The following is a 19,619-nucleotide window of genomic DNA, read 5'->3' as shown; positions in this document are numbered from 1 at the left end:
TACGATGTCTAATCCCTATCAAGATGCTGGTGTGGATATTGAATCAGGTTACAAAATTTCCAAATTTGTTAAACAAAATACTAATAATAATGGAAATATTGGAAACTTCGGTGGCATTTATGAAATACCAGCAGGTTATAAACGCCCAGTATTAGTTTCTGGCAATGATGGTGTAGGAACAAAGCTCTTGTTGACCAATCAAGCTAAGAAATGGGACACGATTGGAATTGATTGTGTAGCAATGTGTGTTAACGATATATTGGCACAGGGTGCAATTCCACAATATTTTCTCGATTATATTTCAACCGGTAAGGTAGATATTAAAGTTGAAGAAATTCTCAAAGGCGTAATTGAAGGTTGTAACCAAGCCAATGCTAATCTAGTTGGCGGTGAGACTGCTGAAATGCCTGGCGTTTATGGTCCTGATGATTATGATATTGCCGGTTTTTCAGTGGGTATCTGCGAAAAAGACGCCTTGCTACAAAAAGAAAATGTCAAAACTGGTGATGTATTGATTGGTTTGACATCTACGGGAATTCATTCGAACGGTTATTCACTAGTTCGAAAAATTTTCTTTGAAGAAAACAATTTTACAACTGATACTGTTTTGCCAGAAGTACCTGAAAAAACTTTAGGTGAGCTATTGCTAACACCAACAAAGATATATGTTCAAGATGTAATGCCACTATTAGAAGAACGTTTAGTTCATGGAATTGCCCATATTACAGGCGGTGGTTTTTATGAAAATATTCCTCGAATGATGAATGATGATTTAGCAGCAAAAATCAACGTGGATATTTGGCCAACTTTACCAGTATTTGAACTTCTTCAAAAATACGGTCAATTACAGTTAAACGACATGTATCATATTTTCAATATGGGTCTGGGGATGGTTATTGCTGTTGATCCAACTAAGGAAATTGAAGTGTTAGAACTGTTAAATGAATCAGAAACAGTCGCTTATACGATTGGTGAAGTAGTCACTAAAGATACCGATGATTTGATCCTGAAAGGGGAGAAACTATGAAAGTAGCTGTCTTTGCTTCAGGTAACGGAAGTAACTTTGAAGCCATTGCTAAGTCAGACGAACTTAGAAGAGCTGGATTGGAGATTGAGTTGTTAGTTTGTGATCAGCCCAATGCCCATGTAATCGAACGTGCCGCTAAGTACCAAATTCCAGTTTTTATAAATAAATTGTCTGATTATTCCAATCGTGGGGCTTATGAACAAGCAATTATTGAAAAATTAAAACCTTTAAAGTTGGAATACATTTTATTGGCAGGCTATATGCGAGTAGTAACACCAGTTTTACTAGCAGCTTATCCTGGTCGAATTATTAATATTCATCCATCACTATTGCCAAAATTTTCTGGATTAGAAGCCATTCCAAGAGCTTATGAATCAGGTGATGAAGTGACAGGAGTAACGATTCATTATATCGATGAAGGGGTCGATACTGGTCCCGTAATTAAGCAATGCAAAGTGGTTCGCTTGGAAAATGATACCGAAGAGTCACTAGAAAGTCGGATTCATCAAACAGAACATCAGATGTATCGTCAAGTAATTTTAGATCTATTAATTAATCGAAAAAAATAAAACAATGGAGATAAATAATGAAAAGAGCATTGATCAGTGTTTCAGATAAAACAGGTGTCGTTGAATTTGCTAAAGGGTTAATTGCTAATGATTTTGAAATCATTTCTACTGGTGGTACATACAAGAAATTGCAAGAAAACGGAGTTAAAGTTACAGAAATTGACGAAGTAACTAAATTCCCAGAAATTCTTGATGGGCGTGTAAAGACTTTGCATCCTATGGTTCATGCTGGACTACTTGCTAAACGTGATAATCCTGAACATATGAAGACTTTGGAAAAACTTAATATTGAAACAATTGATCTAGTCTGTGTTAATCTCTATCCATTTAAAGAAACAATTTCTCAAGAAGGAGTTACACCTGCCCAAGCTATTGAACAAATTGATATCGGTGGACCTTCAATGATTCGTTCAGCTTCAAAGAATTTTAAGAGTGTTTATGTTGTTATTGATGCCAATGATTACGAAACTGTCTTAGAAAGTATTATATCAACTGAAGATGATGTTGCTTTAAGACGTCGTCTAGCTGCTAAGGCTTTTCGTCATACTGCTGAATATGACAGTATTATTGGACATTACTTAACTGATTTGAATGGGGATGAATTTCCAGATGTTGAAGTTCTTGGCTATGATTATCATCAAGAATTACGTTATGGTGAAAATTCACATCAAAAAGCAGCCTTTTATAAGAGTGCTATGTCAACAGAATATTCAATTGCTTCCGCAAAACAATTGCATGGTAAGGAACTTTCTTTCAATAATATTAAGGATGCCGATGCAGTCTTGAGAATTGTTTCTGATTTCAGTCAACCTTGTGTTGCGGCTTTGAAACATATGAATCCTTGCGGTGTTGGTGTTGATGATGAGTCAATTTATAAAGCTTGGAGAAAAGCTTATACAGCCGATACAATGTCAATTTTTGGTGGAATCGTAGCAGTCAACCGTGAGGTTACTAAGGAAATTGCTGAAGAAATGCACAAGATCTTCTTAGAAATTGTTATTGCTCCTAGTTTTACAGACGAGGCTCTAGAAATTCTTGAAAGTAAAAAGAATATTCGTTTATTGACACTTGATTTCTCTAAGGCAAAAGATGCTGAAAAACACGAATACGTTTCTGTTATGGGCGGACTTTTAGTTCAAGAACGAGATACAACAGTTGATCAAATCAGTGAATTTAAAGTGGTAACTGAAAAGCAACCAACCGCTGAAGAAATGAAGGCTCTATTGTTTGGTCAACAAATCGTTAAGCATGTTAAGAGTAATGCCATTGTTATTTCAACTACTGATAAGACTTTGGGTATTGGTGCCGGTCAAATGAATCGTATTGGTTCAGTTAAAATTGCTATTGAACAAGAAGAACAAGCTGAAGAACATAAACCATTGATCATGGCATCTGATGCCTTCTTCCCAATGGATGATTGTGTTCAATATGCAGCTGAACACGGAATTACAGCTATTATTCAACCAGGTGGTTCGATCAAGGATCAAGATTCCATCAATATGGCTAATGAACATGGTATTGCAATAGTCTTCACTGGTAGAAGACACTTTAAACACTAGAGAGGTCATTTAATGAAAATATTAGTTGTTGGTTCTGGAGCAAGAGAAGATGCCATTTGTAAATCACTTTTAAAAAATTCTGATAACACAGTATTCTGTGCTCCAGGAAATGACGGGATGAAATTGTCCGGAATCAAAACGATTTCCATTGCTGAAGATGAATTTGAACATTTGACTAATTTTGCTCAAACTAATGCAATTGATTTTACAATTGTCGGTCCTGAAGATCCGTTGGTTAATGGAATCGTTGACTTCTTTAAAAGAAAAAAATTAAAAATTTTTGGACCTGATAAAAAGGGTGCACAAGTTGAAGGATCTAAAACTTTTACTAAAAAGTTAATGGCTGATGCTAATATACCAACGGCAAAGTATCAAGAGATTACCGATTTAGAAACAGCAGTAGAGTATTTGTCGGTTCGGGCTAGTTTTCCTATTGTGATAAAAGCAGATGGATTAGCCGCTGGAAAAGGTGTTTATATCGTTCAAGATCTGGATAGCGGCTTAGAAGTTGTCAGCGAGCTTTTGGACGGTCATAAGTTCAATACTAGGAAGATAGTAATTGAAGAATACTTAGACGGTGAAGAGTTCTCACTAATGGCGTTTGTTGATCATAAACGATTTTATCCAATGCCATTAGCTCAAGACTATAAGAAAATTTTTGAAGATGATAAGGGACCTAATACTGGTGGTATGGGAGCAGTTTGTCCAGTAAAGAATCTTTCTTCAGAAGTTGAACAAATGGCAATTGATACCGTATTAAAACCATTTGTTCATGAATTATACCAACAAGGAATTAGATATACTGGAATTCTCTATGCAGGATTGATTCTTACTAAAGATGGATTGAAAGTAATTGAGTTCAATGCTCGCTTTGGTGATCCGGAGACAGAAGTGGTCTTACCAAGATTGAAGACTGATTTGTCTGATATGATTTGGGCAATGCTCAATCATAAAAAAATAGAACAGATTAAGTGGCAGAATTCTGGTTTAAATTTGGGAGTTTTTGCCGTTAGTCAAGGTTATCCACAAAATCCAAAATCAGGGGATTTAGGAACGATTGAACAATTTCTAGATTGTCCATTGGTAATCAACTATGCTGGTGTAAAGAAGGTTGATCGAAATTTGGTTAGCAATGGAGGAAGACTCTATCTTTTACAGACGGTAGGAACTGATTTAAAAGATGCACAAAATTTGATTTATCAGGCACTCAAAAAAATGAAATCAGAAAATATTTTTTATCGTCGAGATATCGGTAAAAATTCAATTTAAAAGAAATAGCGACAAAATTCCATTTCGGAATCTTGTCGCTATTTTTGTGTTATATAATTACTTATGTTTCTTTTTTGGTGGGATATACTCAAAACTAGGATCAATCTCATTATCAATTGATTTCCAAGCTTCTTCCATATCATCATTAACTTGTTGTGTTTGTTTCTCGTCAAGTTTGGCTTTGAAATCGAAGTCAATTTCTGGTCCAACACCAATGGTGATCTTTTGATGTTTCAATAAGCCACCGAAAGTCAATGGTCCTTGATAAACGAAAGGAACTAATGGTGCTTTTGAAAGTTTAGCAATCAAGGATGCACCACCTTTGAGTTGTTCGGAATAACGAGTTCCTGAAGGAAACATAATTAAAACTTTGCCTTCTTTTTTTAGAGCTTTTACCGGTGTTTTGATAACTGAAGGACCGGGATGTGCCCGATCAACCGGGAAAGCATGAGCGTGAATCAAAATAAATCTTAGAATTGGATTCTTAAAGAGTTCCTTTTTTGCCATAAAGGTAGCATCTCGTGGTGCTATTACTAAAGCGAAGAAAATTGGTTCCCACCAAGTTCTATGTGGGGCAACTAGGATATATGGCTTGTCAGGCAAGTTTTCTCTGCCCACCACGTCATATCGCCCATTTAGTAGAAATACTAAACCTCTTACTAAAACACGAATAACTTTATAAAACATAAAAGTATCATTCTCCCAAAAATAATTTACACTTTATTAAAATACCATAAAGCAGGTGAAACATGTCGATTAATTCGCAAGATGTTATTTCCAACAGTGGAATAATCATCAATCAGGATAAGGAATTGTATTCTTTTAACCTTGATACTATTTTACTCTATAATTTTGCTAAACCCGCAAAAAAAGGGAAAATAGTTGATCTCTGTGCTGGCAATGGCGCAATTGGTCTGTCATTAGCAGCCAAAACTAAAGCACCGATTTATTTAGTTGAAATTCAAAAGCAACTTGCTGATTTGTCACAAAAAAGTATTGCTGAGAATCACCTGGAACAGCAAGTTTATTCGATTAACGATGATTTAAAAAATATTCAAAAATATATTGATCACGATACGGTTGATACTGTTGTTTGTAATCCACCGTATTTTAAACTGGGTGACAAGACAGTAATCAAGGATAATCCCGTTTTAGCAATCGCTAGACATGAGTTAAAAGCAAATCTAACTGATATTCTTTCTACCATTAAAGTGGTACTTAAGGAAAATTCACATGCCTACTTAGTATATCGTCCAGAAAGATTGAGTGAATTGTTCAGTATTATGACACAACAACGTCTGCAACCCAAAAAAATGCGCTTTGTCAGGACTACTAAATCCAAAGATGCTAATTTAGTCTTATTAGATCTAATCAAAACAGTTAAAGAGGCTTCACTAAAGGTGGAACCAGATTTAGTGATCTACGATGATCAGCATCGATTAACAAAAGAGGCTAGTTTAATAATCAATGGAAAATAATAAGTATTATGTTTATATGCTTTTGTGTAGCGACAGGACTTTTTATACTGGAACTAGTAATAATGTAAAAAAAAGAGTTGCAACGCACAATGCTGGTAAAGGAGCCAAGTATACAAAAATCAGGCGACCAGTTAAGCTGATGTACACCGAAGCATTAGCCGATAAATCACAGGCTTTAAAACGCGAATATGCAATAAAGAAGTTAAGTAGACATCAGAAAGAAAACTTATTAAAAAGTAATGGAATAAATTGGCGCGACTACTTGATTTCAAAATAATTTTCCTTTATAATATTTGCTTGTATTGAATACACACACTTAACGATTTGATTGATGGTGCGCAAACGCGTTTCAGTCAGACATGACTTAAGTGGAGGTAAAAACCAGGAGGAACTTTTTATGTCAGTTATTTCTATGAAACAACTTCTTGAAGCCGGTGTACATTTCGGTCACCAAACAAGAAGATGGAACCCTAAGATGAAGCCATTTATCTTTACACAAAGAAATGGTATTTACATCATTGATTTACAAAAAACAGTACGCATGATCGACGATGCATACAACTATATGAAGGCTGTTGCCGGTGATGACGGAATTTTCCTATTCGTTGGTACAAAGAAACAAGCCCAAGACGCTGTTGCTGAAGAAGCTACACGTGCAGGTCAATACTATGTTAACCATCGTTGGTTAGGTGGTACTTTGACTAACTGGAATACAATCCAAAAACGTATCAAGAGATTAAAGGACATCAAGGCAATGGCTGAAGATGGTACTTTTGATCGTCTACCTAAGAAAGAAGTTGCTTTACTACAAAAGCAACAAGCTAAGCTAGAAAGATTCCTTGGTGGTATCGAAGATATGCCAAGAATCCCTGATGTTATGTTCATTGTTGACCCTCATAAGGAAAACATTGCTGTTAACGAAGCTAAGAAACTTAACATTCCTATCGTAGCTATGGTTGATACAAATACTGATCCAGATCCTATCGATGTTATCATTCCTTCAAACGATGATGCTATCCGTGCCGTTAGATTAATCACATCTAAGATGGCTGATGCTATCGTTGAAGGTAAACAAGGTGAAGAAGCTGTTACAGATGCTGATTTTGCTAAAGATGCTAAAGATGACAACAACGATGCTGCTGATGACAAATCAATCGAAGATTTGGCAAACGCAAAGAACAATAACGAAGATAATAAATAATTAAAATAATATCCGTAAAATAGAGTCATCTGAGTAAGATGGCTTTATTTATACGACTGGAGGATTTACGAATGGCTAAAATTACTGCTGCTCAAGTTAAAGAATTACGTGATAGAACAAGCGTTGGTATGATGGATGCTAAGAAGGCATTGGTTTCTGCTGATGGTGATATGGACAAAGCCATTGACTTACTACGTGAAAAGGGTATTGCTAAAGCCGCTAAGAAGAGTGGAAACATTGCTGCTGAAGGTTTAACACATATCGAAATTTCAGGTAACAAAGCTGCTATCATCGAAGTTAACTCAGAAACTGACTTTGTTTCATCAAATGACAAGTTTATCAATCTTGTAAACGAAATTGGTAAAGCTATTGTTGCTAATGAACCAAAGACTATGGATGAAGCTCTTGCACTTAAGGTTAGCGAAGGCTCAATTGAAGATGCTATCACAGGCTTAACAGCTGTTATCGGTGAAAAGATCAGTTTGAGACGTTTCCAAGTTCTTGACAAGACTGATTCACAAGTATTCGGTTCATACCTACATAATGGTGGTTTGATCGGTGCTATCGTTACACTTGATGGTTCTGATGAAGAAGCTGCTAAGGATGTTGCTATGCACGTTGCTGCTATCAACCCTGAATACATGGATCGTGATCAAGTTCCTGCTGATGTTCTTGAACATCAAAAGAAGATCTTCACTGAAGAAACAAAAGCTGAAGGTAAACCTGAAAAGATTATTCCAAGAATCGTTGAAGGCCGTGTAAACAAGTACTTGTCAGAAATTAGTTTGGCTGATCAAGAATTTGTTAAGGATTCAGATATGACTGTTCAACAATTCGTTGAATCAAAGAACAGCAAGTTAGTTTCATACGTTCGTTATGAAGTTGGCGAAGGAATCGAAAAGAAACAAGAAGATTTCGCTGAAGAAGTAAAGAACCAAATGAATAACTAATAATTATACATTTTTGAGAAAGGTCGCTTAATTCATTTTGAATTAAACGACCTTTTCTTTGTATAAAGGGTTGTAACCTTACGAAATTTATTTAAAAATAGTCATTGGATAAATTTACCGATTCTTACTATGCCGTCCTCCACAACAAAGAAAATTTGGCTGGAACGTAGTGGGCACGAATTTGAACCAATTGAAGTACACAATTGTTTCAAATCTCGGCCTTCTACTAACCTCACTACGTGAGCTAAATAGAATTTCACTACTGAGCCAATTTTCTTTGTTGTTCCGGACTAGTGTCTTGTCGTTTGTTAGATGTTTAAGTATTCTAAATAATGTAATTGCATTAGGAATTTCAAAAACTAAAGTTTTAATCAGCATGCTGAAAACCAATTCCTGGTCGGGAGCAAAACCTCTGTGGACTCTCAGTGGTGACCATTTAGAATAAAGTCAATCTTGAAGATACTTAGCAAGACTAAGGGGCTCCAAGTTGTGTCCACCACGTTCCAGTGGTCCATAGAGGTTTCGTGGACGACGGCAGTATCAAAATGTGAGAAAGAATAAATTTACTAGGCCTAATATGTTAAAATATTTATTAGCAAAATTAAAGGAGAGTACTTATGCCTGATATCAAGTATAAAAGAGTAATTTTAAAAGTTTCTGGTGAAGCATTGGCCGGAGAAAAAGGATTTGGAATTAACCCTCCAGTTATCAAAAAGATAGCTGAACAAATTAAGAGTGTTCATGATTTAGGTGTTCAAGTAGCCATCGTTTGTGGTGGTGGTAATATCTGGCGTGGTGAAACAGGTGCTGAAATGGGAATGGATCGTGCCCAAGCTGATTACATGGGTATGATGGCAACTGTTATGAATGGTTTGGCATTGCAAGACGGACTAGAACATATTGGTGTTCCTACACGTGTACAAACTTCAATTGAAATGCGCCAAGTTGCTGAACCATATATTAGAAGAAAGGCTGTTAGACATCTAGAAAAGGGTCGTGTTGTGATCTTTGCTGGTGGTACTGGTAATCCTTACTTCTCAACTGATACAACATCTGTATTACGTGCTGCTGAAATTGAAGCTGATGTGATCTTGATGGCTAAGAATAACGTTGATGGTGTTTACTCAGCTGATCCTAAGAAAGATCCAAATGCTAAGAAGTATTCAGAATTGTCACAACTTGATATTATTAATAAGAATCTCGGTGTTATGGATACAACCGCTTCATCACTTTCAATGGACAATGATATTCCATTGATTGTCTTCAACTTGAATAAACCTGAAAATATCAGAAAAGTTGTTCAAGGTGAAAATATTGGAACAATTATAAAGGGTGGTAATGATGACAAATAAAGCTATTACAAAAGCAAAAGAAAATATGTCGAAATCAATCGATGTTTTGAATCGTGAATTGGCTAATATCCGTGCTGGTAAAGCTAATGCCTCAATTTTGAGCAATGTTAAGGTTATGTACTATGGTACTGAAGTGCCATTGAATCAAGTTGCCTCAATCAATATTCCAGAAGCACGTGTTTTGATGATCACACCTTATGACAAGACAGCGCTTGATGATATTGAACATGCAATCAACTCATCTGATCTTGGTTTGAATCCTGCTAATGATGGTAACGTTATTCGCTTGGTTATCCCACAACTTACTGGTGAACGTAGACAAGAAATTGCTAAGCAAGTAGGTAAGGAAGCTGAAGGTGGCCGTATTGCCATTAGAAACGTGCGTCGTGAAGCTATGGACGATTTGAAGAAACAATTAAAAGCTAGTGATGTTACTGAGGATGAATTCCACACTCTTGAAAAAGATGTTCAAAAAGTAACTGATGACGCTATTGCTCAAGTCGATCAATTGGCTGCGGACAAGGAAAAGGAAATTACTGAAGGGTAATTCAATGACAGAGGATATAAAGAAACAATTAGATCCTGAAATGTCTATTCCAAAGCATGTTGCAATCATTATGGATGGTAATGGTCGTTGGGCTAAGAAAAAAGGTCAACCAAGAATTGCTGGACACAAAGAAGGCATGAATAATGTCAAAACAATTGCTACTGCTGCCAGTCATTTAGGTGTTAAGGTATTAAGTTTGTATGCCTTCTCAACTGAAAACTGGAGTCGACCAAGTAAAGAAGTCAATTTTTTGATGCGTTTACCGGTTGATTTTTTTGGAACATTTATGCCAGATCTAATTAAGGAAAATATAAAAGTATTGGTAACCGGATTTACGGACCATTTACCTGATAGAACGAGAAAAGTAGTTTTGAAAGCTGTTGAGGACACCAAGGATAACACTGGTATGATCCTCAATTTTGCTTTTAATTATGGTGGCCGTGCTGAAATTATTCATGCGGCTCAAAACTTGGCTATTAAAGCAGTTAATGGTTCAATAGATCCAAACAAGATCGATGATTCTATGTTTGCAAGTCAGTTGTTGACTAATCAATTAGGAGATTTAGCTGATCCTGATTTACTTATCAGAACCAGTGGTGAAGAAAGAATCTCCAATTTCATGTTGTGGCAATTGGCTTATTCGGAAATGGTCTTTGATAAAACTTATTGGCCTGAATATTCGGTTGATAATCTAATTGAAGATATTAAGGAGTTTGACAGAAGAGATCGCCGTTTTGGATCTGTTTAGTTAGTTTGGGGGAAAATTATGAAACAACGTGTAATTACTGCCGTTATTGCTTTAGCAATCTTTATTCCCATATTGCTTGCTGGCGGAGTGTGGCTAGAAGTTGCTGCCGCAGCACTAGCCGTAGTTGGAGTTTTTGAAGTTTACATCATGCGTAAGAGGATTATTGTTTCCATTGACTTTTTAGTAACTATTCTTGGTACTTTAGCCTTAGTTGTACCAAATGGTTTCTATCGTGGATGGTTCCCAAAGAATTTCTCGCGTCTTGATTTATTTTACGTATTTTCGATCATTTTATTGGTCATTACAGTTCTAACAAAAAATAAATTTAATTTTGAGGATGCGGGTGTGTCTGTTGTATCAATGCTTTATATTGGTACTGGATTCCACTATTTAGCAGCCGTTAGAAATTCCGCTCCTGGTTTAGGTTTATTGATGTATGCCTTGATCGTTGTTTGGTCAACTGATATTTTTGCTTATACATTTGGTAGAAAAATTGGTAAGCACAAGTTATGGCCGGCAATCAGTCCTAATAAGACTTGGGAAGGAACTATTGCCGGAATTATTATGGCTTTGGTTCTATCTGGAATTTATATGTACTTTGTCCCACAAGAATATTCAATGACAACTATGTTAATGATTGCTTTTGTACTTTCAATCATGGGACAAATGGGTGATTTGATTGAGTCTGCCTATAAGAGATATTACAAAGTAAAAGATTCAGGAAATATTTTGCCAGGACATGGTGGAATTTTGGATCGTTTCGATAGCATGTTGATCGTGCTACCTTTGTTACACATTTTTGGTTTAGTATAAACAGCCTGTGGAGGTTAAAATGACCGCGATAATTACATTTATAATCGTTTTTGGAATTTTAGTAATCGTTCATGAATTTGGACACTATTATGCTGCAAAGAAGTCAGGAATTTTAGTTCGTGAATTTTCTGTAGGTATGGGTCCTAAAATCGTCGCTTATCGAAAAAATCATACGACATATACCTTGAGACTTTTGCCTTTGGGTGGCTATGTTCGAATGGCTGGAGCACAAGAAGATGATTCAGAAATTCAACCAGGAACGATGGCATCTTTAGTTTTAAATGATGACGACAAAGTAACAAAAATAATAACTTCAAGTAAAGTTTACGATGCAAACGCGGTTCCCGTTCAAATCTCTAAGGCCGATCTTGTAGATGATTTAGTAATTGAAGGATATGAAAATGGTGATGAAACTGTCACTAAGAAATATTCGGTTGATCATGATGCAACCATTGTTGAAGAAGATGGAACTGAAGTTCAAATTGCACCGCGTGACGTTCAGTTACAGTCAGTTTCGGTTTGGAAACGAATGATCACTAATTTTGCTGGACCATTTAATAACTTTATTCTAGCTATCGTAGCAGCTATTTTAGCTGCCTTTATGATGGGTTCAGTTGGTACTGGAACAAATCAACTTGGTGGCATTGAAAAAGGCTCTGTGGCCCAAAAAGCTGGTTTAAAGAGCAATGATAAAATTTTAAGCGTTAATGGTAAAAAAACTGGTTCATGGGCTAGTTTAACCGAGAGTATTCAGAATAATCCTGGTAAGAAATTAACGTTGAATGTACAATCCGGTAATAAGATTAAACAAGTTAAATTGACTCCTAAAACAGTCAAATCGTCAGGTCAAAGTTATGGCTTGATTGGAATAAAGGCTAAGTTGGATTCAAGTGTCCTTGGGAAGATCAAGTATGGATTTACATATAGCTGGAGTACATCATTAACCATTTTCCATGCTTTGGGTAAGATGGTATCAGGCGGATTCAGTATTAATCAGTTGTCAGGTCCAGTTGGAATTTATTCAATGACTTCTAAAGTTGCCTCAACTGGTTTGATCAATATCATTCTCTTTACGTCAATGTTATCGATGAATTTAGGAATCGTTAATTTGATACCAATTCCTGCTTTAGATGGTGGCAAGATTTTACTTAATATTGTTGAAGCAATTAGAAGAAAACCAATTCCAGAACAATATGAAAATGTTATTACCTTGATAGGGGTCGGGATTTTAGTACTTTTGATGATTGCCGTTACATGGAATGATATCCAGCGTTTCTTTATAAAATAGGGGGATAAAAGAACTTGAAACAATCAAAATTATATATTCCAACATTAAAACAAACTCCTTCAGATGCTGAGGCTATTAGTCATCAGTTAATGTTGAGAGCCGGTTACATTAGACAGGTTTCTGCCGGTGTCTATGCTTACTTGCCACTTGCTTGGTCAGTAATCCAAAGAATTGAAAATATCGTTCGTAAAGAAATGACAAAGATTGATGCAGCCGAAATGCGTATGCCTGCAATTTTGCCAGCTGACCTTTGGAAAGAAAGTGGTCGTTATGAAACATACGGTGACAACCTTTTCAAATTTAAGGATCGTCACGAACGTGATTTCATCTTAGGACCAACACATGAAGAGACCTTTACTAGTGTTGTTAAGGAAGGGTTGAACAGTTACAAGAAATTACCACTTGTTTTATATCAAATGCAGATGAAATATCGTGATGAAGATCGTCCCCGTAATGGACTATTACGTGGTCGTGAATTTATTATGAAAGATGCATATTCATTCACAGCTAATAAAGAACAATTAGATGTTATCTTTAACCAAATGGAACAAGCTTATCGTAATATTTTTGATCTTTGCGGATTGAACTATCGCGCTATTATTGGTGATGCTGGTGCCATGGGTGGTACAGATTCCAAAGAATTCTCTGCTATTGCTGCTATTGGTGAAGATACCATTGCTTATTCCGATGATTCTGATTATTCAGCAAACTTGGAAATGGCTGCAAGTAAGATGGCTGAAAATCCTCAAGAAGATAAAAAAGAGCTTGAAGAAGTTGATACACCTAATGTCCATACAATTGATGCTTTAGCTGAATTGCTTAAAGTTGACGCAGCTAGAATTATGAAGGCTGTTGCTTACATCGCTGATGAAAAGCCAGTTATGGTAATGATTCGTGGAGACTATGATGTCAATGATGTTAAATTGAAGAACTACTTAGGAGCTGATTTCTTACGTGAAGCAACTCCTGAGGAAGTTCAAGACGTTTTCCACAGTGTGCCAGGATTTATCGGACCTAAAGGTATGAGTGACGACGTTAAAGTTTTGTATGATAGTTCATTGGTTGGTTTGACAAACTTTGTTGTCGGACCTAACAAAGCCGATAGACATTACATCAATGCTAACTTCGAAGATATCACTTCAGAAATGCCAGAGTTTAGAGATTTCCGTGTTATTAAAGAAGGTGAAACATCACCTGATGGTCATGGTAATATTAAATTTACTCGTGGAATCGAAATCGGTCATATCTTTAAATTAGGTACTAAATTCTCTAAGGCTTTAGGTGCTAACTTCTTGGATGAAAATGGTAAATCAAATCCATTGATCATGGGAAGTTATGGTATCGGTATTTCTAGATTGCTAACAGCTATCGTTGAACAACACAGTGACGAAAACGGTATTATTTGGCCTGTAAGTTTGGCACCATATCAAGTTCACGTTGTTCCTATCAAGTACAACAATGATGTTCAAGGAAAACTTAGTGACGAAATTGTTGATTTACTACAAGATGAAGGCTATGATGTCTTGCTAGATGATAGAAAAGAACGTCCAGGCGTTAAGTTTGCCGACTCAGATCTAATTGGCGTTCCAATCAGAATTACAGTTGGTAAAAAAGCTGCTGATGGAATCGTAGAATTAAAGATCAGAAGTACTGGTGAAACAATCGAAGTAAGTAAAGATGAATTAGTAAATTCAGTAAAAATTTTGCTTAAGAATCAATAAGAGTATCTTTTTAACTTTGGTCAAAACTGATGTTAATTAAGTTAGTTAAGGATGTCGTCGTCCGCAAAAACTCTGTGTCTACTACGTTCCAGAGCCCAATCGGCTTTGTTGTGGAAGATGGTATTTTTGATCAAATCTAAAAAGAAAATTCAAAATGAGGCTTAGGCCTTTTTTTTATTTTTGAAGGGTAGAATATGTCAGATACAAAACAACTTTTTGAAATACTAGTTAAACAAATTAAATTAGACAGTTTGTTGGGCTCTAATGACTCATTTGTTGATGGTAAATTAAATAAATTGGAAGTTCATAAGAATAGTAAACGTTGGACTTTTTATTTTGAGTTCAAAGATGTTTTGCCATTTAATGAATTTCTGACTTTTGTTAAAGCATTACGTGCAAGTTTTGAAGGGATTGCTCAAGTCAATTTTGAAATTGCTACAACTAATGCTGAATTAAGAGAAAAAGATATTAAAGAATATTGGAATTATGTTTTAAATGATTGCACGATTGATTCACCGATGGTTTTAGACAAAATTAGTCAAACTCCACCAAGAATTGAAAATGGACAAGTCTTTTTAGATGTTTCCAATGGATTCATGGCTGATTTTGTAGATGGAAAGATTATTAATGGATTGCAATCGGAATACAGTAGTTTAGGATTCCCAGATTTTAAAATCAGAACTAATATTGACGAAGATAAATCACAGGCTAAAGAAGCTGCTATTAAGGCAGCTAACGCTGAAAAAACTAAACAGCTTCAAGCTAAGGCTAAAGAAGTTAGTGAGAAAAAAGCTGCTAAACCGGCTGGAAATGTTTCTAAAGTTGGCCGTAAGATTCCTGATGATCAAGAAGTTACACAAATGGCTGATATTGTCGAAGAAGAGCGTAATAAGATTGTTGAAGGTTATGTTTTTGACATTGATGTTCGTAAATTAAAGTCAGGTCGTTCGCTTTTGATTTTGAAGGTAACTGACTATACTTCTTCATTTAGTATCAAAAAATTCTCTAATGGTGAAGATGATGAAAATTTCTTTAATTCACTTGATAAGGGTGCTTGGATTCGGGTACGCGGTAGTGTTCAAGAGGATAACTTCTCTAGAGAATTAGTTGTTATGGCACAAGATATCAACGTTATTAAGCATCAATCACGTCAGGACACAGCTGAAGATGACAATAAAAGAATTGAACTCCACGCTCATACAAATATGAGTCAGATGGATGCCATTCCTAGTGCCACCGATTTAATCAAACGTGCAAGTGATTGGGGTCAAACTGGAATTGCTATAACCGATCACCATGCTTTGCAAGCATTTCCAGAAGCCTACAATGCCGGTAAAAAGTTTGGCGTAAAAATTGGTTATGGTGTTGAAATTGATTTAGTCGATGAAGGTAACCCTATTGCTTATAATCTTCGAGATCAAAAGTTAGAAGGATCAGAGTACGTTATTTTCGATACCGAAACTACGGGTCTTTCAGCGGTTTATGATTCTATTATTGAAATTGGTGCAACAAAGATGAAAGACGGTGAAGTGATTGATCGTTTTGATAAATTTATCAATCCAGGTCATCCACTTTCTGAAATAACTACTAATTTGACAAGTATTACAACTGATATGGTCAAAGATGCTCCCGACGAAACTGTTATTGTTGGTGAATTTATGGACTTTATTGGTGATGATATTTTGGTTGGTCACAATGTTACTTTCGATATGGGATTTATGAATGCTGCATTGAGAAGAATGGGTCGAGAACGTTTGTCAATGCCTGTAATTGATACTTTGGAAATGTCTCGAACATTGCATTCTGAATATCGCAATCATAAGTTGGATTCTTTGGCTAAACGTTACAATATTGTTTTGGAACATCATCATAGAGCGGATTCCGATGCTGAAACTACCGGTTATCTAATGTATAAGTTATTTGTCGAATTAGAAGATAAGTTTGGAACAAATAATGTTGAACAATTAAACGATCATATCGGTGGTGAAGAGGCTTATAAACAAGCTCGACCAAGTCATGCTATTTTAATAGCTAAGACTCAGGCTGGCTTGAAGAATATGTTTAAGATTGTTTCTTATTCAATGACTCAATATTATTATCGAACAGCTCGAGTTCCTAGACGATTGTTAAATAAGTATCGTGAAGGAATCATTGTTGGATCAGCTTGTGAAAATGGTGAAGTTTTCACTAGTATGATGCAAAAGGGATATGATGATACTCGTGAGTTAGCCGAATATTATGATTATCTAGAGGTCATGCCTCGTTCGTTGTATCAACATTTGATTGATATTAAAATTATTAAAGACGAAAATGCTCTTAAAGAAATTCTCAAGAATATTGTTAAACTAGGTAAAGAACTCAACAAACCGGTCGTTGCTACGGGGGATGTCCACTATCTTGATCCGCATGATAAAGTTTATCGTGACATTGTTATCAAGGCCGTGAAGAGTAATGCCTTGGCAAGAAGACCAGAACTTCCTGATGTTCAATTTAGAACAACTAATGAAATGTTTGATGAATTCGATTATATGGGCCCAGAAATTGCCCAAGAAATTATTGTTGATAATCCTAAGAAAATAATGGATTCAATTGATGAAATGTCGCCGGTCAAAGATAAACTTTATACACCTAAGATGGATGGTGCTGAAGATGAAATTCAAAATTTGACGATGAACAAAGCTCATGAATTGTATGGTGATCCTTTGCCAGAGTTAGTTCAAAAGCGAATGGATCGAGAGTTGAAGAGTATCATTGGAAATGGGTTCTCAGTTATTTACTTGATTGCCCAACGTTTGGTTTATAAATCAAATAAAGATGGATATTTAGTTGGTTCCCGTGGATCTGTTGGTTCCAGTTTTGTTGCGACAATGACTGGAATTACTGAAGTTAATCCTTTACCACCACACTATCGTTGCCCTGAGTGTAAGTATTCAGAATTCTTTACTAAAGGTGAGGTTGGTTCAGGATATGATTTGCCAGATAAAAAATGTCCTAAGTGTGGTGCCGATTTAGCAAAAGATGGTCAGGATATTCCTTTTGAAACCTTCTTAGGTTTTAAAGGTGATAAGGTTCCTGATATTGATTTGAATTTCTCGGGTGATTATCAGCCAGTAGCACATAATTATACGAAAGTTTTGTTTGGGGAAGATCATGTTTTCCGAGCTGGTACTATCGGTACAATTGCTGATCGAACTGCTTTTGGTTACGTTAAGAACTATGAAGAATTAACTGGACAAAATCTTCGTAATGCTGAAAAGGAACGTTTAGCTATGGGCTCAACAGGTGTTAAGAGAACTACTGGACAACATCCGGCTGGTATCATTGTTGTGCCTGATTATATGGATATTTTTGACTTTACACCAATTCAATATCCAGCAGATGATCAAAGTGCACTTTGGAAAACAACCCATTTTGATTTCCATTCGATTCATGATAATATTTTGAAACTTGATATTCTGGGGCATGATGATCCGACTATGATTCGTATGCTACAAGATTTATCAGGTATTGATCCTAAAACTTTACCTGTTAAAGATCCTGGAGTTATGGAATTGTTCAGAGGAACTGATTCGTTAGGTGTTAAGCCGGAACAAATTTTCTCCAAGACAGGTACATTAGGTGTTCCAGAGTTTGGTACTCGATTTGTTCGAGGAATGCTTGAGAAAACTCATCCCACGACTTTTGCCGAGTTATTACAAATTTCTGGTCTATCACATGGTACTGACGTGTGGTTAGGAAATGCTGAAGAGTTAATTGACAAGGGAATCGTTACTTTGAAAGAAGTTATTGGTTGTCGTGATAATATTATGATGGATTTAATTCACTATGGTATGGATTCACAGATGGCCTTTCAAATTATGGAACATGTTCGTAAGGGACGTGGTATTCCTGATGATTGGAAACAAGCGATGAAAGATGCCGATGTACCGGATTGGTATATTGATTCATGCTTGAAGATCAAGTATATGTTCCCTAGAGCTCATGCGACCGCTTACATTATCATGGCACTAAGAATTGCCTACTTTAAGGTTCATTATCCACTTTATTATTACAGTGCTTACTTTACAGTTCGTGCTGATGACTTTGATTTAGTAGCGATGACTACTGGTAAAGATGCGGTTAAAGCGTCGATGAAAGCTATTAACGATAAAGGAATGGATGCATCAACGAAGGAAAAGAACTTATTGACGGTTTTGGAATTAGCTAATGAATGTTTGGAACGTGGTTTTACGATTAAGATGGTTGATATTGAAAAGTCAGATGCTTTTGAATTTAAAATTATCGATGATCACACTTTATTAGCACCATTCAATGCTATTCCTGGACTTGGTGATAACGTTGCTAAACAAATAATTGCTGCCCGTGAAGAACAACCTTTCTTATCTAAACAAGATTTAGGTACTCGAGGAAAAGTTTCTAAAACGGTTATTGAATATATGACTGAAAATCATGTTTTAGATGGCATGCCAGATGAAAATCAGTTATCATTGTTTTAGGTATAGCGTTATAAGTTGCTTTAATAGTAAATATATGTTAAATTAACTACTAGTTAATTATTGATTAATGAGTGAGCAGGAATGCTCACTCTTTTTATTGCCAATTACTTTGGAGGAATGTCCTTGGATACAAAAGTTGAAGAATTAAAAGCCATTTTACAACCAGTCTTAGATAAACATGATTTTTTTCTTGTTGATCTGGAATTCGTACATGAACGTGGAGACTGGTATTTAAGAGTTTATGCAGATAAAAAAGGCGGGATCAGTATTGATGATTGTGCCGTGATCAGTGAAGAATATGGTGAAAAATTGGATGAATTAAATCCAATTGAACCAGCCTATTACTTAGAGGTTTCATCTCCAGGCGCTGAACGTCCTTTGAAGAATGATGAAAGTCTTTCAGATTACGTTGACGACTATATTCATGCTTCTCTTTACCAAAAACAAGATGGTCAAAAAGCTTTTGAAGGAACATTGACTGAAGTAACGGATACGAAGATAACATTGATCGTTAAAGTTAAGAATTTAAAAAAACAAGTAGAAATTAGTCGAGACAATATCGCTAAGATTCGACTTGCAATCGAATTCTAAGGAGAAAATC

At 35.9% G+C, this 19,619-nt stretch carries 17 protein-coding genes; 16 read left to right on the top strand and 1 reads right to left on the bottom strand.

Annotated features, from left to right (window positions below):
• Positions 1-4: 4 nt before the first annotated feature.
• The 4 genes from purM to purD are packed head-to-tail and all read left to right on the top strand — an operon-like array spanning position 5 to position 4,424.
• Positions 5-1,027, top strand: coding sequence for a phosphoribosylformylglycinamidine cyclo-ligase (purM, locus tag LAB100_RS02575; RefSeq protein ID WP_119326079.1), 1,023 nt, complete (start codon positions 5-7; stop codon positions 1,025-1,027).
• Entirely contained in the window at positions 1,024-1,596 is a 573-nt protein-coding gene (gene purN / locus LAB100_RS02570) for a phosphoribosylglycinamide formyltransferase (protein ID WP_119326080.1), read from the top strand. The genes purM and purN overlap by 4 nt, the downstream gene beginning before the upstream one ends.
• 17 nt (positions 1,597-1,613) lie before the next feature.
• Positions 1,614-3,155, top strand: coding sequence for a bifunctional phosphoribosylaminoimidazolecarboxamide formyltransferase/IMP cyclohydrolase (gene purH, locus LAB100_RS02565; RefSeq protein ID WP_174233486.1), 1,542 nt, complete (start codon positions 1,614-1,616; stop codon positions 3,153-3,155).
• Positions 3,156-3,167: 12 nt separating this feature from the next.
• Positions 3,168-4,424 carry a phosphoribosylamine--glycine ligase gene (gene purD / locus LAB100_RS02560; RefSeq protein ID WP_119326082.1) on the top strand — a complete coding sequence of 419 codons (1,257 nt, stop codon included), beginning with the start codon at positions 3,168-3,170 and terminating at the stop codon, positions 4,422-4,424.
• A 57-nt stretch (positions 4,425-4,481) separates the two neighbouring features.
• On the opposite strand, the gene LAB100_RS02555 is transcribed toward purD, so the two are convergent.
• Complete coding sequence (locus tag LAB100_RS02555) at positions 4,482-5,111, bottom strand: lysophospholipid acyltransferase family protein (protein WP_119326083.1); 630 nt, start codon at positions 5,109-5,111, stop codon at positions 4,482-4,484.
• A 62-nt stretch (positions 5,112-5,173) separates the two neighbouring features.
• Here LAB100_RS02555 and LAB100_RS02550 point away from each other — a divergent pair, with 62 nt between their 5' ends.
• The 12 genes from LAB100_RS02550 (at position 5,174) to rimP (ending at position 19,609) form a co-directional block, all read left to right on the top strand.
• Positions 5,174-5,902: a tRNA1(Val) (adenine(37)-N6)-methyltransferase gene (locus LAB100_RS02550; protein WP_119326084.1), complete on the top strand. Its 729-nt coding sequence runs from the start codon at positions 5,174-5,176 to the stop codon at positions 5,900-5,902.
• Entirely contained in the window at positions 5,892-6,179 is a 288-nt protein-coding gene (locus LAB100_RS02545; RefSeq protein ID WP_119326085.1) for a GIY-YIG nuclease family protein, read from the top strand. The genes LAB100_RS02550 and LAB100_RS02545 overlap by 11 nt, the downstream gene beginning before the upstream one ends.
• Positions 6,180-6,299: 120 nt before the next feature.
• The gene (gene rpsB, locus LAB100_RS02540; RefSeq protein WP_119326086.1) at positions 6,300-7,103 is read left to right on the top strand and encodes a 30S ribosomal protein S2; all 804 of its coding nucleotides are present in this window, start codon (positions 6,300-6,302) and stop codon (positions 7,101-7,103) included.
• Positions 7,104-7,174: 71 nt separating this feature from the next.
• The gene (gene tsf / locus LAB100_RS02535; protein WP_119326087.1) at positions 7,175-8,053 is read left to right on the top strand and encodes a translation elongation factor Ts; all 879 of its coding nucleotides are present in this window, start codon (positions 7,175-7,177) and stop codon (positions 8,051-8,053) included.
• A 617-nt stretch (positions 8,054-8,670) separates the two neighbouring features.
• Positions 8,671-9,405 (top strand): UMP kinase, encoded by a 735-nt coding sequence (pyrH, locus tag LAB100_RS02530; protein ID WP_119326088.1) that lies wholly within the window; start codon positions 8,671-8,673, stop codon positions 9,403-9,405.
• Positions 9,395-9,952 carry a ribosome recycling factor gene (frr, locus tag LAB100_RS02525; protein WP_119326089.1) on the top strand — a complete coding sequence of 186 codons (558 nt, stop codon included), beginning with the start codon at positions 9,395-9,397 and terminating at the stop codon, positions 9,950-9,952. Before pyrH ends, frr begins: the two co-directional genes overlap by 11 nt.
• A 4-nt stretch (positions 9,953-9,956) precedes the next feature.
• Positions 9,957-10,700 (top strand): undecaprenyl pyrophosphate synthase, encoded by a 744-nt coding sequence (uppS, locus tag LAB100_RS11660; RefSeq protein ID WP_119326090.1) that lies wholly within the window; start codon positions 9,957-9,959, stop codon positions 10,698-10,700.
• Positions 10,701-10,718: 18 nt separating this feature from the next.
• Complete coding sequence (locus LAB100_RS11655) at positions 10,719-11,513, top strand: phosphatidate cytidylyltransferase (protein WP_119326091.1); 795 nt, start codon at positions 10,719-10,721, stop codon at positions 11,511-11,513.
• 19 nt (positions 11,514-11,532) lie between these two features.
• Entirely contained in the window at positions 11,533-12,801 is a 1,269-nt protein-coding gene (gene rseP / locus LAB100_RS02515) for an RIP metalloprotease RseP (protein ID WP_119326092.1), read from the top strand.
• 14 nt (positions 12,802-12,815) lie between these two features.
• The gene (locus LAB100_RS02510) at positions 12,816-14,522 is read left to right on the top strand and encodes a proline--tRNA ligase (RefSeq protein ID WP_119326093.1); all 1,707 of its coding nucleotides are present in this window, start codon (positions 12,816-12,818) and stop codon (positions 14,520-14,522) included.
• A 194-nt stretch (positions 14,523-14,716) separates the two neighbouring features.
• Positions 14,717-19,018 (top strand): PolC-type DNA polymerase III, encoded by a 4,302-nt coding sequence (locus tag LAB100_RS02505; RefSeq protein ID WP_119326094.1) that lies wholly within the window; start codon positions 14,717-14,719, stop codon positions 19,016-19,018.
• 117 nt (positions 19,019-19,135) lie between these two features.
• Positions 19,136-19,609 carry a ribosome maturation factor RimP gene (gene rimP / locus LAB100_RS02500; RefSeq protein WP_162894199.1) on the top strand — a complete coding sequence of 158 codons (474 nt, stop codon included), beginning with the start codon at positions 19,136-19,138 and terminating at the stop codon, positions 19,607-19,609.
• The last annotated feature ends 10 nt before the right edge of the window (positions 19,610-19,619 follow it).

It is taken from the genome of Companilactobacillus musae (assembly GCF_003967595.1).
Classification (GTDB): domain Bacteria; phylum Bacillota; class Bacilli; order Lactobacillales; family Lactobacillaceae; genus Companilactobacillus; species Companilactobacillus musae.
The sequence above is the reverse complement of the archived record's forward strand: the minus strand, read 5'-3'. Positions and strand labels throughout refer to the sequence as shown.

Excerpts from the sequence above, each read along its gene's own strand:
- purM (WP_119326079.1), top strand. The coding sequence starts at position 5 with ATGTCTAATCCCTATCAAGATGCTGGTGTGGATATTGAATCAGGTTAC.
- purN (WP_119326080.1), top strand. The coding sequence starts at position 1,024 with ATGAAAGTAGCTGTCTTTGCTTCAGGTAACGGAAGTAACTTTGAAGCC.
- purH (WP_174233486.1), top strand. The coding sequence starts at position 1,614 with ATGAAAAGAGCATTGATCAGTGTTTCAGATAAAACAGGTGTCGTTGAA.
- purD (WP_119326082.1), top strand. The coding sequence starts at position 3,168 with ATGAAAATATTAGTTGTTGGTTCTGGAGCAAGAGAAGATGCCATTTGT.
- LAB100_RS02555 (WP_119326083.1), bottom strand. The coding sequence starts at position 5,111 with ATGTTTTATAAAGTTATTCGTGTTTTAGTAAGAGGTTTAGTATTTCTA.
- LAB100_RS02550 (WP_119326084.1), top strand. The coding sequence starts at position 5,174 with ATGTCGATTAATTCGCAAGATGTTATTTCCAACAGTGGAATAATCATC.
- LAB100_RS02545 (WP_119326085.1), top strand. The coding sequence starts at position 5,892 with ATGGAAAATAATAAGTATTATGTTTATATGCTTTTGTGTAGCGACAGG.
- rpsB (WP_119326086.1), top strand. The coding sequence starts at position 6,300 with ATGTCAGTTATTTCTATGAAACAACTTCTTGAAGCCGGTGTACATTTC.
- tsf (WP_119326087.1), top strand. The coding sequence starts at position 7,175 with ATGGCTAAAATTACTGCTGCTCAAGTTAAAGAATTACGTGATAGAACA.
- pyrH (WP_119326088.1), top strand. The coding sequence starts at position 8,671 with ATGCCTGATATCAAGTATAAAAGAGTAATTTTAAAAGTTTCTGGTGAA.
- frr (WP_119326089.1), top strand. The coding sequence starts at position 9,395 with ATGACAAATAAAGCTATTACAAAAGCAAAAGAAAATATGTCGAAATCA.
- uppS (WP_119326090.1), top strand. The coding sequence starts at position 9,957 with ATGACAGAGGATATAAAGAAACAATTAGATCCTGAAATGTCTATTCCA.
- LAB100_RS11655 (WP_119326091.1), top strand. The coding sequence starts at position 10,719 with ATGAAACAACGTGTAATTACTGCCGTTATTGCTTTAGCAATCTTTATT.
- rseP (WP_119326092.1), top strand. The coding sequence starts at position 11,533 with ATGACCGCGATAATTACATTTATAATCGTTTTTGGAATTTTAGTAATC.
- LAB100_RS02505 (WP_119326094.1), top strand. The coding sequence starts at position 14,717 with ATGTCAGATACAAAACAACTTTTTGAAATACTAGTTAAACAAATTAAA.
- rimP (WP_162894199.1), top strand. The coding sequence starts at position 19,136 with ATGTCCTTGGATACAAAAGTTGAAGAATTAAAAGCCATTTTACAACCA.